General features: G+C 35.1%; 10 protein-coding genes. All 10 read left to right on the forward strand.

Annotated elements, in window-relative coordinates:
• Positions 1-170: 170 nt before the first annotated feature.
• The 10 genes from O1A01_RS03650 to O1A01_RS03695 all read left to right on the forward strand — a co-directional run bounded on the left by O1A01_RS03650 (position 171) and on the right by O1A01_RS03695 (position 14,034).
• Positions 171-806 (forward strand): SEC-C metal-binding domain-containing protein, encoded by a 636-nt coding sequence (locus tag O1A01_RS03650; RefSeq protein ID WP_270065572.1) that lies wholly within the window; start codon positions 171-173, stop codon positions 804-806.
• Between the two features lie 216 nt (positions 807-1,022).
• A complete protein-coding gene (locus tag O1A01_RS03655) occupies positions 1,023-2,789 on the forward strand; it encodes a hypothetical protein (RefSeq protein ID WP_270065573.1) in 1,767 nt (588 codons plus the stop codon).
• Between the two features lie 239 nt (positions 2,790-3,028).
• Positions 3,029-5,365 (forward strand): TOTE conflict system archaeo-eukaryotic primase domain-containing protein, encoded by a 2,337-nt coding sequence (locus tag O1A01_RS03660; RefSeq protein ID WP_270065574.1) that lies wholly within the window; start codon positions 3,029-3,031, stop codon positions 5,363-5,365.
• 244 nt (positions 5,366-5,609) lie between these two features.
• Complete coding sequence (locus O1A01_RS03665; RefSeq protein ID WP_270065575.1) at positions 5,610-7,388, forward strand: sigma-54-dependent Fis family transcriptional regulator; 1,779 nt, start codon at positions 5,610-5,612, stop codon at positions 7,386-7,388.
• A 148-nt stretch (positions 7,389-7,536) separates the two neighbouring features.
• Positions 7,537-8,736, forward strand: coding sequence for an iron-containing alcohol dehydrogenase (locus tag O1A01_RS03670; RefSeq protein WP_270065576.1), 1,200 nt, complete (start codon positions 7,537-7,539; stop codon positions 8,734-8,736).
• A gap of 24 nt (positions 8,737-8,760) precedes the next feature.
• Entirely contained in the window at positions 8,761-10,221 is a 1,461-nt protein-coding gene (locus tag O1A01_RS03675; RefSeq protein WP_270065577.1) for a CoA-acylating methylmalonate-semialdehyde dehydrogenase, read from the forward strand.
• A gap of 195 nt (positions 10,222-10,416) precedes the next feature.
• Positions 10,417-11,118, forward strand: a complete 702-nt coding sequence (locus tag O1A01_RS03680; RefSeq protein ID WP_270065578.1) for an RluA family pseudouridine synthase — start codon at positions 10,417-10,419, stop codon at positions 11,116-11,118.
• 366 nt (positions 11,119-11,484) lie between these two features.
• On the forward strand, positions 11,485-11,628 hold the full coding sequence (locus O1A01_RS03685) for a hypothetical protein (protein ID WP_169714864.1): 144 nt from the start codon (positions 11,485-11,487) through the stop codon (positions 11,626-11,628).
• Between the two features lie 363 nt (positions 11,629-11,991).
• A complete protein-coding gene (locus O1A01_RS03690) occupies positions 11,992-12,468 on the forward strand; it encodes a CarD family transcriptional regulator (protein WP_066416293.1) in 477 nt (158 codons plus the stop codon).
• Between the two features lie 708 nt (positions 12,469-13,176).
• Complete coding sequence (locus O1A01_RS03695) at positions 13,177-14,034, forward strand: malate synthase (RefSeq protein WP_270065579.1); 858 nt, start codon at positions 13,177-13,179, stop codon at positions 14,032-14,034.
• Positions 14,035-14,225 lie beyond the last annotated feature (191 nt).

The raw sequence follows: 14,225 nt of genomic DNA on the forward strand, positions 1-14,225 counted from the left end.
AGGTTAATACAAAAAACTTATCCCCATGTCTTTAAGAAAAACTATAGTTTTTCCATGAATTTATTAGAGAAAAGATGTAAATGTTTTCTTATTTCCCTGCAATTATTTCCAATTCCTATTTGTTATTGTACTATTAACTTATATAGTGATAATTAAGGGGGAAATGATATATGCCAATGATGCCTGCTTTCTGCGACTACTGCGGCACGATGTTTTCATCGGGGATTTATGTTGAAAATACTCATGTAAGCTTTTCAGGGAATAAAGTAGGACCATGTCCCAATTGTGGGAAAACAGGACATGTTCCTGACGGAGTTTTTAATTTTGTAGGTAATACTATAGAAATTTTAAAAGCACCAGATAGAACAATTTTTGAACTGAATAGATTTACAGAAATTTTGAGAATGGTAAAAGAAGAAAAGTTAGCACCTTCACAAATGAAGGAAAGAGTAGAAAGGGAAACACCAACTTTAACCCCTTTATTATCACTTTTACCTGAAACAAGAGAAGAAAAGCGTGAGGATTTTAAGTTTGCTATCCAATTATTATTAACTATAATAATTGCAATTATAACTCTATCTTCACATTCAAATGAGGTAAAAGAATGTGTAACAATAAACCAAAACATCGAAGTAAACCAAGTGATTAATCAATTATACGAATCTAATAACATAGTTAATAATACTACAATAATTAACTTGCCAGAAACCAATACAGTACCTGTTAAATCTGTAAAAATAGGTAGAAACGAACCTTGTCCATGCGGTAGTGGTAAAAAATATAAGAAGTGTCATGGAGATAAATAATAAAAATATTTACTGAGTTTATAAAAGAGTATGTTTAATTAAGGGGTATAGAACAAATGTTCTTGTTTAAGGTATAATAAAAGGAGCTTACCAAAGGGTTGGGAATATCCTCAAGACCAATGGGGCTCCTTAATTATCATAATTATTATTTGGTATACTTTATATATTATATACATTAGTAGTAGAAAATGTCAACAAAAGCTTGGAGGGGATAAAGTGGAAAGGCATTTAAACAATAGGGATATACTGAAATATGGAGATTTTAATTCTAATCAAATATTCTTTATCCAACGTTGGATTGAACTTCTTAATATACATACTCATAGTAAGTATGCAGTTAGATATTTGAATACTCATCAGGCTCTAAAAGAGTTAAACTATGTTTGCAAAGAAATGATTGAAGGTAGTATAAAAAGGAATGACAATCATCTATTTATTGTTTTTGAAGAAGTGAAAAAAGTAATTAATGATGATGGAATATTTAAAAAGAACGCAGTTTCATACTCGAAAATCTTAGAAAATTCTCTACAAAGATCCCCGAAAGCAGAAAACATCACAAAGCTTTATTCAATCATTTATCAAGTGGAATATGTTATTAGATATGTAGAGAAACATTATTTGACATGGATTATTGCAGAAATCAATAGTCTGATGTCAAGTAGCGAAGAGCAGTTCGCAGAAATAGAAAAAGTTGTGCAAATCTTAGCGAGTGAATTGATGGGCAGGGGATGGTCAGTAGATGAACTATATTCATGCGCCTTCGAATTAATATTAACCGATATGGATACGGTGAGTGAAAAGTTTGGAAGTTTTTTTGATAAATTGAGGAGTGAACCTCTACCGCATGTATTTTTATTTCCGATAAAAAAAGATTTAGCAAAGGGGACAAAAGCAAGGTTAGTTGAGTTGAAGTTAGATTTTTTGTTTGGAGAAGAAATACTCAATACTTATACTGACTATGAATTAGACAATCACATATCCAAGAATAAAGAGTATGTTAGGGTCGTTCGTGATTCCTTAGATGCTTATTCAGGTGTAAATAATGCTTGGCAAAAAATAGTTGGAAAATTAGATATACTGAACTTCTATGGATTCCCTATTCCAGACTTTGATACGGCACCTATCATACTATTACCCGATTCCTCTAAATACTTACGAAATGTTGTAGTAGATCTGTCAACTAAGAAAAGGAAATTTAGGGCACCGGATTCTATGGTGAATAGAGTTCTAAAGCAACTTGAGACTGGTGATAAAGAGGTTAACAGGAAATTAAACAGCTTATTTGAATTCACAAGAATAAGTGATGAATCTTTATCCCCTCAATCTACATTTATAAATCTGTGGATAGGAATTGAATCTTTTGTCCATTCAAGAGAATTTGAAGGTGGTATAGAAAATGTGAAAATGGTTGTTTCCGCCTTTTCAACTCATAATTATATATACAGCCTAATAAAGAATTTCCTTGAAGATTGTAATCGTTGCGAATTGGAATTAGTTTATCAAGAACGTACCTATAGAATTGGAAAATTAACTCCGCAAGATGCATTGTCACTCTTTTGGAAGGATGATTTTCTCGATAATATGAAAGCAGAAAGTGAAGATCTTAATATTTTGCTATCATATAGGCTTAGAGAACTTTGCAATATATTAAAAGATGGTAAAAAGTGTGCAAGCCTTCTGGAACAGCATAAGAAAAACGTACAGCAACATATTCATAGGTTGTATAGAATTAGAAATTCAATCGTACACTCTGGTCAAATGCAATACAATAATACAAGTTTATTCTCTAAACATTTATATGAGTATATAGAGTATGCCATGTCTGTTGTCTTGCATCGCTTAGAGGAAGATTCATCGGCAAGTTTGGAACAGATTTTTGCCCAAGTAAGAGATAGTGTTGATACTACAATAGAAACATTGAATAATAGTAGATTATTAGATCAAGACACTTACATTAATCTTCTATTAAAAGGTGCCTTTTAAATATTGAACTAATCGTTTCGAGTAGTTGAATAAGCAGTTAACAAGCGAAGCTTGATAACTGCTAATAAACTGACTAATAGATTGTTTGGACTTATGCAGTTCTTAATGTATAAAGGGACAGGATTGTTCACACGGATATTGAAAGGGTAAATTCTAATGAAATTTCATGATACTCATTGTTAAATAAAGCTTCTATTGGCTAAACTAAAATTAAAGATCTTAACGATAGGAGCAGCCTTATGGATATTCGAGAACAGCTCAATCAAGCTCTAAAAGAGATTGCAAGACTAAAAGAAGAAAATAAACAATTAAGAAGTTCTCTTTATAAAGTACAAAACCCTCATGTGAAAAATAGTCGTCCGACGAAACTAGTTACGGAATTTACTCCTAAGGAAAAAGCTGCAATTTCTTTATTTATGAATCTTTTTCGTGGAAGATCTGATGTTTTTGCTCAAAGGTGGGAATCTAATAAAACTGGTAAATCTGGTTATTCACCTGCGTGTGGGAATGAGTGGGATAAGGATCTCTGTCGTAAGCCGAAGATTAAATGTCAAGACTGTGTTCATCGATTATTTCTACGCTTAACTCCCCAAGTAATCTATGAACATTTACGTGGTATAAGAACGGTAGGGATATATCCGTTACTTGAAGATAACACGTGTTATTTTTTAGCTGTGGATTTTGATAAAAAACAATGGCAAGAGGATGTACGAGCATTTATCGGAACCTGTAATGAGTTTGGGTTGCCATATCACATCGAACGCTCTCGTTCTGGGGAAGGGGCTCATATTTGGTTCTTTTTCGAAGAAGCGATAAGTGCTTCATTAGCCAGAAAATTAGGAGCAATTCTTTTATCGAAAACGAGTGAAAAACGATTTGAAATTGGAATGGATTCCTTCGATCGAATGTTTCCTAACCAAGATACATTACCTAAAGGTGGTTTTGGTAATTTAATAGCTCTACCGTTACAAAAACGAGCTAAATTAAGCGGGAATAGTGTGTTTGTGAATGATTCATTTGAAGAATATGAGGACCAGTGGCAGTATCTATCATCTATAAAAAGAATCTCTAAATATAACATTTTGCAAATAGTATCCAACAATTCAGAGGAAAAATCTTTGGTCAAAGTAAACGTTGAGATAACTAATTTGCCAGAAGAAATTACTATTGAATTAAATCAAGGGATTGTAATTCCTAAGGAGTTATTACCTAGTAGGGTTCTAAAGGAATTACAAAAACTTGCTACATTCGGAAATCCAGAGTTTTTCAAAGCTCAGGCAAGGCGTTTTTCTACTCATCGAATTCCTAGAGTCATTGATTGTACAAAGATTGAAGATAATAGTCTCCTATTACCAAGAGGACTATTGGAAAAAGTAAAGGAAGTATTTGCGAAATACAATATTTCACTTAAAATATTGAACAATCAATTTGTTGGAAAGTCCATTGACGTTAATTTTTATGGCAAACTGACCATTCAACAAGAGGATGCTGTTACTTCAATGGCGAGTTTTGACAATGGTGTATTGGCTGCAGAAACTGGTTTTGGAAAAACTGTGACAGCTGCAGCATTAATTAGTAGAAACACCACTAATACTTTAATAATTGTCCATCGTACACAGTTAGTTGAACAATGGAAAGAGAGACTATCAACGTTTTTAAACATCCCAGTAAATGAAATTGGACAAATTGGTGGAGGGAAGAATAAACCAACCTTTAATATTGATATATCCACAATTCAAGCTCTTAATCGTAATGGTATAATAAAACCGGATTTACATCAGTATGGGCAAATTATCGTCGATGAATGTCACCATATTTCTGCCGTCAGCTTTGAAAAGGTTTTAAAAGCTGCCCAAGCAAAAAAAGTGTACGGCTTAACAGCAACTCCGGTTAGGAAAGATGGTCTGCATCCAATAATATTTATGCAATGCGGACCAATAAGATATAAAACAAATAATAAGCAACAAGCAACTATTCGCTCATTTAAACAAACACTTGTTATAAGGGAAACATTCATGAAAACAAATGAAACTGATATACAAGCAATATATTCTTTGTTATCTACAAATAAAAAGCGAAACGAAATGATCTTTAATGATGTTCTACAAGCCCTAGAGGAAAAACGGTCTCCTATCGTATTAACGGAACGTTTAGATCATGTAGATGAGCTATACCGGCTTTTCAAGGGATTCGCTAAGAATATCATCATATTATCAGGAGCAATGAAGAAAAAAGAAAGACAACAAGCTTTACAAAAGTTAATTGAAATACCTGGTAGTGAAGAGAGATTGTTAATTGCAACAGGAAAATATATTGGAGAAGGTTTTGACGATTCTAGATTAGATACACTTTTTCTAACAATGCCAATCTCTTGGAAAGGAACTTTACAACAATACGTAGGAAGGCTACACCGCAATCACAACGATAAAGATGAAGTAAAAGTATTTGATTATGTTGATTCGAACGTTGAAGTTTTACAAAAAATGTTTGAACGACGATTAAAAGGCTATAAAAATATTGGTTATAGTCTAGATGGTAAATGTATGGAAAAAAGACAACAAATTAAATTGTTTTAAAGTAATTAAAAAGTTGTATGGGAAAACATATTACTTCTATGTACCTAATTGATTAAAGTTTATTCAAAGCTATTTTCCAAAAGGAGAATAGCTTTTTCTCATTGAAGGTAGGAGTTTAAATAGATAATTCAGTCTCACATGAAGGAGTTATTCAGTGAATTGTTGAATGACTATTTATATTGAATGGAATGCAAAGCTTTGAACGATAGATTGTAGAGAAATACATTACAAAAGGGGTATGGTCATGTTACAAAGCTATCTTGACAGGGATATGAGTTTGTCTGTGGAGAAGTGGATGGTTTCTCAACCTGTTGCTGTTGGGGTGAATGACACAGTCAAACAGGCGGCATTGATGTTAAGTGGTCTGGATTGGGAGTGTGTGCCGGTTGTTGGGGACTTGGGAAATCCAATCGGAATCCTAACAGCAAAGACGTTGCTAAAGGCAATTTTGAATGAAGCGCAAGATGATCTGATTTTACATTATATGTCCAAGGAGGATTTTTATATCATTCGAGTCGGTGACTCTATTCTGGATTTACATAAGCTTCCCTATACGTATTTCTTCGTTATGGACGAGAAACATAAATTAATAGGGGTACTGACTCAATCCGAAATGTTGAAAGGGATTTCGCAATACTTCGAAGACTTAAATCATTCCTTTCACACAGCTGAAATTGTCGAAACAATCCTGGATAGCGCCTATGAAGGGGTTGCTGTCGTCGATAAAGATGGGATTATTGTGGAGTTTAATAAGGCGTACAGTCGCTTTACCGGTGTGGAAAAAAAGGACGCCATTGGAAGACCAGTACAAGAGGTGATTGAAAACACGAACCTTCACCAAACAGTGAAAACAGGTCTACCTGAACGAGGGGAAATCCAGTATATTCAAGGGCAACCAATGGTTGTGCATCGAATTCCACTTTGGCGAGATGGGGAACTAGTTGGGGCGATCGGAATGCTCATTTTTGAAGGTGTTACGGAACTGTACCAAATATATGACCGTTTCCGGGAAAAAACGCAACAGATTTCATCAGGTCAAAAGCAAACAGAAGGCTTGCCAAATAAGCTTCCACGCACATTGTCGCTTGAACAGATTATCGGTCAAAGTGAGGAGATAATGAAGCTTAAACGGATGACGAGAAAAGTGGCAAAAACGGATGCAACCGTCATGATTACTGGTGAAAGTGGAACCGGAAAAGAGATGTTTGCTAAAAGTATTCATGATTTAAGCGAATATAGGGATGGTCCGTTTATTAGTGTTAATTGCGGAGCGATACCAGAGCAACTATTTGAATCCGAATTATTTGGCTATGAAGAAGGGGCTTTTACTGGTGCGAAAAAAGGAGGCAAACCCGGAAAACTCGAACTGGCTGAAGGTGGAACATTATTTTTAGATGAAATCGGTGAGATGCCCCTAGTTATGCAAACGAAATTACTTCGAGTATTGCAGGAAAAGGAGTTTGAACGATTAGGTAGTATCCGGAAACAGCCGTTAAAAACAAGAATCGTGACAGCCACTAACCGCAATTTAAAGGAAATGGTGGCTGATGGAGTATTTCGTGAGGATTTATATTATCGAATCAACGTCATTGAATTATCCATCCCACCATTAAGGGAACGGAAAAAGGACATACCATTATTAATTTCTCACTATTTAACGTCTATATGTACAAAGTATCAAATACCGAAAAAAGAAGTAACAGCAGCTGCACTAGAAGTGTTAATAAGTTATTCATGGTATGGAAATATACGCGAATTAGTAAATATGATTGAAAAGCTAGTTATTTTAACAGAAGGAAAAACGATTGATCTTCATCACCTCCCTAATTATATGAAAAAACGTGAGTTTACGAATGTACTAGCTTCTCCGATTCACAGGGTAAGGGAAGAGGAAAATGCGAAGGAAAAAGAAGTCATCCAAATGATTTTAGAAGAGTCAGGGGGCAATAAATCATTGGCAGCAAAACGGCTTGGAATTCACCGGACAACGCTTTACCAAAAGCTTAAAAAATATGGATTGTAGCCTAGTGTAGTCATAACACTACACCTTCACTACATAATTGTAAAGGAACATCTACACCTACTTCGATAAACGCTTATATGATCAATGCTGGAAGGTTGGCATACTTTTTGCTTAATAAGTAATGAGTCCAAATTGGGAGGGGAAGAAAATGGAGGATTACGCCGTTTTTAGGACACCAGGAACGATTCATTATGGTCGAAAAGCATTTGAAAAAGTGGGAGTAGAAACAGCTGCTCGTGGAAAGAAAGCATTGATTATTAGTGATAAAGTAATACAAAGTCTCGGGTTTATAAATGAATGCGAAAATTTTTTACTAGAAGAGAAAGTTGAAAGCGTTGTCTACTTAGGGGTTGAGTCCGAACCAACAGATAAATATGTGGAGGAAGCTCTAGAGCTTTTTGAAAAAGAACAATGTGATACTATCATTTCACTTGGTGGGGGAAGTTGTATTGATACTGCCAAAGCAGTTGCGGTAGTGCAAACGAATGGTGGTTATATAGGTGATTACATGGGTGGGAAGAAACTAGCTGTAAAAAGTCCGGTTCCACATATTTCGATTCCAACAACTGCCGGAACTGGTTCAGAGGCGACAGATGCAACGATTATTACGAATACGACTAATAATGTCAAAATGATGATTAAGCAACCAGCATTTATGCCAGATGTAGCGATTGTAGATCCGTATTTAACGGTCTCGTCCCCTCCAACGGTAACCGCTGCAACAGGGGTTGATGCATTAAGTCATGCGATTGAGGCATATGTATCCAGACGTGCTCAACCAATGACAGATATGTTGGCATTATCAGCAATGGAGAAAATTGTTGGAAGCATAAAGGCCGCCTATGAAGATGGAAACAATATTAGTGCAAGGGAGGCGATGGCATTAGGATCGTTACAAGCGGGAATGGCCTTTACGAATGCTTCCGTATGTCTTGTACATGGCATGTCGAGACCAATTGGGGCACTGTTCCATGTTCCGCACGGATTTTCCAATGCGATGTTGTTACCAGCAGTTCTTGAGTTTAGTAAAGAGGCCTCTATCAGTCGTTTAGCAGACTTAGGAAGGTTTTTTCAGCCTAATACTAGCAATCTATCAGATGAGAAAGCGACCGATATTGCAGTGGAAGCTGTAAAAAATCTCTGTCTAGAATTAAAGATTCCAAATCTAAAAGGTTGGGGAATTGACCAAGCTGCGTTCGAAACGGCGATTAGTAAAATGGCGGGAGATGCTTTAGCTAGTGGCAGCCCACAAAATAATCCAAAGGTTCCGTCCAAACAGGAAATTGAAGAACTTTATTTAAAGTGTTATGACTACAAATTCACTTCAGAAAATGTAGTTGGATCATAAACAGTAGAAACTAGGAGGATTTATATGACACAAACAACTGTTAAAACATTGAAAAACTATATCGGCGGAGAATGGGTGGATGCAAAAACAGATAAAACGGAAAAAGTTTTTAACCCTGCGACTGGGGAAGTAATTGCACATGTACCGATTTCTACACAAGAAGATGTCGACTACGCCGTACAAGTTGCCGCGGAAGCATTCGAATCTTGGCAAGAAGTTGCTGTTCCTAAGCGTGCTCGTATTTTATTCAAATATCAACAATTATTGATAGATAACTGGGATGAACTTGCTAGATTAATAACATTAGAAAATGGTAAAAACTATACCGAAGCGTATGGAGAAGTACAGCGAGGTATTGAAAATGTAGAGTTTGCTGCGGGTGCTCCCTCCCTGATGATGGGTGAACAACTTCCATCGATTGCAACAGATTTAGAATCTGGCGTATATCGTTACCCTATTGGCGTTATTGGTGGTATTACACCATTTAACTTTCCGATGATGGTACCTTGCTGGATGTTCCCGATGGCCATCGCAACAGGAAATACGTTTGTGTTGAAACCATCTGAACGTACGCCACTATTAGCAAACCGTCTAGCGGAACTATTTGAGGAAGCAGGATTGCCGAAGGGTGTTTTCAATATCGTTCATGGTGCACATGATGTGGTTAATGGGTTACTGGATCATAAGAAAGTTGCCGCTATTTCCTTTGTCGGTTCTCAGCCTGTTGCTGAATATGTATACAAACGTGGAACAGACAATTTAAAACGAGTACAAGCGCTTGCTGGGGCGAAAAACCATTCTATCGTGTTACGTGACGCAAATATGGACAATGCTACGACACAAATTATGAATGCTGCATTCGGCTCTGCCGGAGAACGTTGTATGGCTGCTTCCGTTGTCGCAGTGGAGGAGTCTATTGCAGATGAGTTTGTGGAACTATTAACGCAGAAAGCAAATGAAATTACAATAGGAAACGGGCTCGATGAAGGAATATTCCTAGGACCAGTTATCCGTGATCAGCATAAAGACCGTACTTTGAGTTATATTGAATCTGGGGAAAAAGAAGGAGCAAAACTAATTCGTGACGGTCGTGTAGATGAAGCAGCGAAACAAGAAGGTTATTTTGTAGGACCAACAATTTTTGACCATGTTACTTCCGAAATGAAAATTTGGCAGGATGAAATTTTTGCCCCTGTGTTATCCATTGTCCGTGTAAAGGATCTCGACGCAGCAATTAAATTGACGAATCAATCCCGATTTGCCAATGGTGCTTGTATTTTCACGAAAGATGGTGGAAGTGTACGTCATTTCCGTGAAAAGATTGACGCGGGAATGCTAGGTGTAAATATTGGCGTACCAGCTCCGATGGCATTTTTCCCATTCTCCGGATGGAAAGACTCCTTCTATGGTGATCTACATGCGAATGGAAAAGATGGACTACAATTCTTTACTCGTAAAAAGGTTATTACTACTAAATGGGTCTAATGTGGACATTTCTTGTCCCCTCGTCCTAATCTTAAAAAATAGCTATTTGTTACTAAAAGAGCCCTTAATTTTAAGGGTTTTTTTTATTGTTTTCTAAAATAAATCTCAACTATAGTACCTCATGCTCGAATTGGCGATTATTTCTTTAAATAATGTTATGATAGATAGAATTATGCCTTAAGGAGAAGAAAGTCTATGATAATCTCAATATTATTGGAAGATAATCATCTGCTTTTGGTAGAAAAACCAATTAATATTCCTGTACAAGCAGATAGTAGTGGAGACATTGATTTATTAACAATGTTAAAAGAGGATCTAAAAATACGTTATTCAAAGCCAGGTAAAGTTTATTTGGGACTTGTCCACCGCCTAGACCGTCCAGTTGGTGGAGTGATGGTGTTTGCTAAAACATCAAAGGCTGCTTCTAGATTAGCAGATATGTTTCGTAGACATGTGATCGAACGAAACTATTTAGCGGTTGTTCATGGAAAGCCAAAGAAGAAAAGGGGACAACTTGTACATTATCTTCATAAAGATAATCGGAAGAATAAAGTATCTGTTGTTTCTCCTAATTATCCTAAAGCTAAAAAAGCAGTGCTAGATTACGAGGTGCTGGACTCGAAAAAAGGATTTAGTTTGCTTTCGGTGAATCTTCACACAGGTAGACCTCACCAAATTCGAGTTCAGCTGTCAGCAATTGGCAACCCGATCTTTGGGGACCAAAAATATGGAGAGAAACTTAATAAAACTGGGCAACAACTTGCACTTTGGGCCCATTCCATTTCTTTCGAGCATCCAGTTAAGAAGGAACCATTAACAGTGTGTTCTTTTCCACCTTATAATTATCCTTGGGATTTAATGAAGGATCCTTACTTAAAAGAACCGGTCATTACTTAACAAGTTTCGAAATTTACTTAACAACTTTTCAGATTTACTTAACAAGTTTCGAAATTTACTTAACAACTTTTCAGATTTACTTAACAAGTTTCGAAATTTACTTAACAACTTTTCAGATTTACTTAACAAGTTTCGAAATTTACTTAACAACTTTTCAGATTTACTTAACAAGTTTCGAAATTTACTTAACAACTTTTCAGATTTACTTAACAAGTTTCGAAATTTATTTAACAACTTTTGAAATTTACTTAACAAGAACCCAAAATTACTTAACAACTTTTCAAAATTCCTTAGCAGCAAAACAAATCAAACTGTAAAACTTACATATAATATGGTTGAAACGTCTACGTTATTGGAGGCATTTAAATGAAAAATAGAAAGCTACTTTTACTAATACTTATAATGGTAATGATCATCGCCGGAGTACTTGACCTTATATTCGAAGGGCTATTTTATCAAATGCTTCCTGAATCAGTGCAATCGATGATATCGAATAGTTTTAATAGATAAATTTATATGGAACGAAAAATAGAGTAGGTAGCCCCGCAACTAAAACAAAAATATATTATCTGTTTAGGTTAAGAAGTGGTATTCACAAAGGATGGACAAGCTGACAGTGATCTGTATCCTTTAAAAGCCGACTAAAGAGATGATTTCTGTTTTCTGCAGGAGTCATCTTTTTAAATTCCAATAATATCTTTCTTATTAGACCCTTAACCCAACAGGTTCCTCATCGCGACAACGGTTGTGCCCTAATCCTACATTTTTTAATTTTTTCAAGAAAAAGTTATTGACGATTTAAATTAATCTATGATATTATAGAAATTTTGATAAAAAATAACAACTGTGTTAAGCTTAAGAAGGTTGCAAAACATGGAGGTGGATTACTTGTTTCAAATTGGTGATAACATTGTTTATCCGATGCACGGAGTAGGTATCATTAAAGCTATTGAAGAAAAGGAAATTTCAGGAGAAAAACAACAGTATTATGTTATAACAATGTTAATTAATAATATGCAAGTTATGATTCCGAAGGGTAAAATATTGAGTTCAAGTATACGCCCGGTTACGGACATAATCGCATTAAAACACATCATACACATTTTTCAGCATGGTGAATCAGATAGATTAATGCCTTGGAAGGAAAGGTATAAAGTGAACACGGATAAATTAAGAACAGGTAACATACTAGAAGGTGCTGAAGTTGTCCGTGATTTAATGCGCATGAAAAAAGAGAAAATACTTAATTCTAGCGAAAAGAAAATGTTGAATAACGCACATGAATTTTTAATTAGTGAACTAAGATTAATGAAAGGAATTACTGAAAATCAAATAAAAAGTTTCTTTTAAGGTTACAGAACTCTCTGGAATATCCTGAATTTTTAAGAAATTATTGTTATTAAAAGTTAATCATTTTAAAGAAATTCAACTTCTTCAGCTCAAAATTAGAGCTTAAACCTCTTTTGTCATTTCTGAAAATCTAATCCATTATGATTATTTATATTTCTTTTACGAACGTTTGAAGATCACTATAATTTGTAACCTGTTTCACACTGGCACGGACAAGGAGCCGTAAGGATGAAAGAGAGGTAGGGCTTTCATTGTTTTAGGTATACAAAATATGAACAAAGTTATTATTTTTCAAAGAAAAAAACAATATTTCAACTATATATGTATGGAGTACTTCTTTTTCACTTTTTCCATATCACACCGGTAATGAAATGGTTATATATGCGGCTAGCCTTTGTTCATAAATAATATTAAATGGAAATAATAAAATTTCTATTTTACCTCAGGATAAAATATGTTGTCAATAAGAAATTTGTATTTTTTTAAGAAAAGTGTTACAATAGTCTTACAAAGGTTTTTTCAGTCGTATTCCGAATTCTTCTGTAATTTTTTACAGGCAGAGTGATGGATGCGTTTTTTTAATATCTTTTTAAACCGATGAAAAATTCAAACAGTTGTCTGAGCTTTAAAGGTAAGTTAGTTAAATAAAATGATTAATTTTCTAACTAATAGTAACCGAGTTTTTATTTTACAAGGAGGACTAGAATATTGAATTTAATCAATAAGAAAGTTACACACAAGCGTTTTGGCACAGGGAGTATAGTTGAACATAATGATTCTATTATTGAAATACATTTCGCATCGGAGAGTAAAAAGTTTGTGTACCCGGATGTGTTTGGAGAGCACTTAAAAATACATGATCAAAGTGTTGCTCATTCACTTGAAGAAATTATACAAAAAAGGGAAATGGCGCGACAGGAAGAAGAGTGGAAGAAGGAAGAGGAAAAAAAGCTTCAACGAAAAAAACACGAACTTCGCCTAGAACATGAAAAGCTTATGAAGAACCATAAACTTCATCCCGAATCACAAATGGTTTTTTGGTGTGACAATGAGGAACAGAATAGTTCTTTAACAGAGTGGAAAGTTTTTTCAGGCGAAATAAAAAGTGGTAATAACAAAGGAAAGCCAAACAAACCGATCCGTTTACACCAAAATAGTGCGGTCCTGTTAACATCAATAGATTCCGGGATGCCAGAAAAAGAGAGACGGATTTTAGGAGTCTATATGGTGAATGAAGAGTTTATCGGTAAGCTATGTGAAGATGGAAATATTCCTGCTCATTCAAAATACAAGCTCCAACTTACAGAACAAGAATCTGATCAGTTGCTTTTCTGGCAATATTACGTAAATGAAAAATCCCCCGAAAAAATGACATGGAATACCGGTAAATACCGTTATTTTGATAATATGTGGATGGCTCAAATTCTGCGTGATATCGCTTCGTTTAAAAGTGACCAGGAGCAAGAGCTGGCACAACAATTTTTCGAACATTTTTGTAGAATGAATCAAATAATACCTCAAGAATTACAAAAGCCTAACGGTGCGTTAATGCGTAATTTGGCTTAAGCCCTTTTATAGGGGAGGAACTTTTCAAAAAGCGAAAAATGTTAATGTATGAATAAAAACGATTGTTACTCTAAAGTGACAGTCGTTTTTTTTATACCTTCTTCTGTATGATAGAAACAGAGATTTTTAAATGAAGCTTGTGTTCGAGCTTTTTTATAAAATATTTAGAGAAAAGTGAAATAATTATCACC

The sequence above is a fragment of the Sutcliffiella sp. NC1 genome (assembly GCF_027594365.1).
GTDB lineage: Bacteria > Bacillota > Bacilli > Bacillales > Bacillaceae_I > Sutcliffiella > Sutcliffiella cohnii.

What these genes read in the sequence shown, in the direction of transcription:
- O1A01_RS03650 (WP_270065572.1), top strand. Translation starts at nt 171, where the DNA reads ATGCCAATGATGCCTGCTTTCTGCGACTACTGCGGCACGATGTTTTCA.
- O1A01_RS03660 (WP_270065574.1), top strand. Translation starts at nt 3,029, where the DNA reads ATGGATATTCGAGAACAGCTCAATCAAGCTCTAAAAGAGATTGCAAGA.
- O1A01_RS03665 (WP_270065575.1), top strand. Translation starts at nt 5,610, where the DNA reads ATGTTACAAAGCTATCTTGACAGGGATATGAGTTTGTCTGTGGAGAAG.
- O1A01_RS03670 (WP_270065576.1), top strand. Translation starts at nt 7,537, where the DNA reads ATGGAGGATTACGCCGTTTTTAGGACACCAGGAACGATTCATTATGGT.
- O1A01_RS03675 (WP_270065577.1), top strand. Translation starts at nt 8,761, where the DNA reads ATGACACAAACAACTGTTAAAACATTGAAAAACTATATCGGCGGAGAA.
- O1A01_RS03680 (WP_270065578.1), top strand. Translation starts at nt 10,417, where the DNA reads ATGATAATCTCAATATTATTGGAAGATAATCATCTGCTTTTGGTAGAA.
- O1A01_RS03685 (WP_169714864.1), top strand. Translation starts at nt 11,485, where the DNA reads ATGAAAAATAGAAAGCTACTTTTACTAATACTTATAATGGTAATGATC.
- O1A01_RS03690 (WP_066416293.1), top strand. Translation starts at nt 11,992, where the DNA reads ATGGAGGTGGATTACTTGTTTCAAATTGGTGATAACATTGTTTATCCG.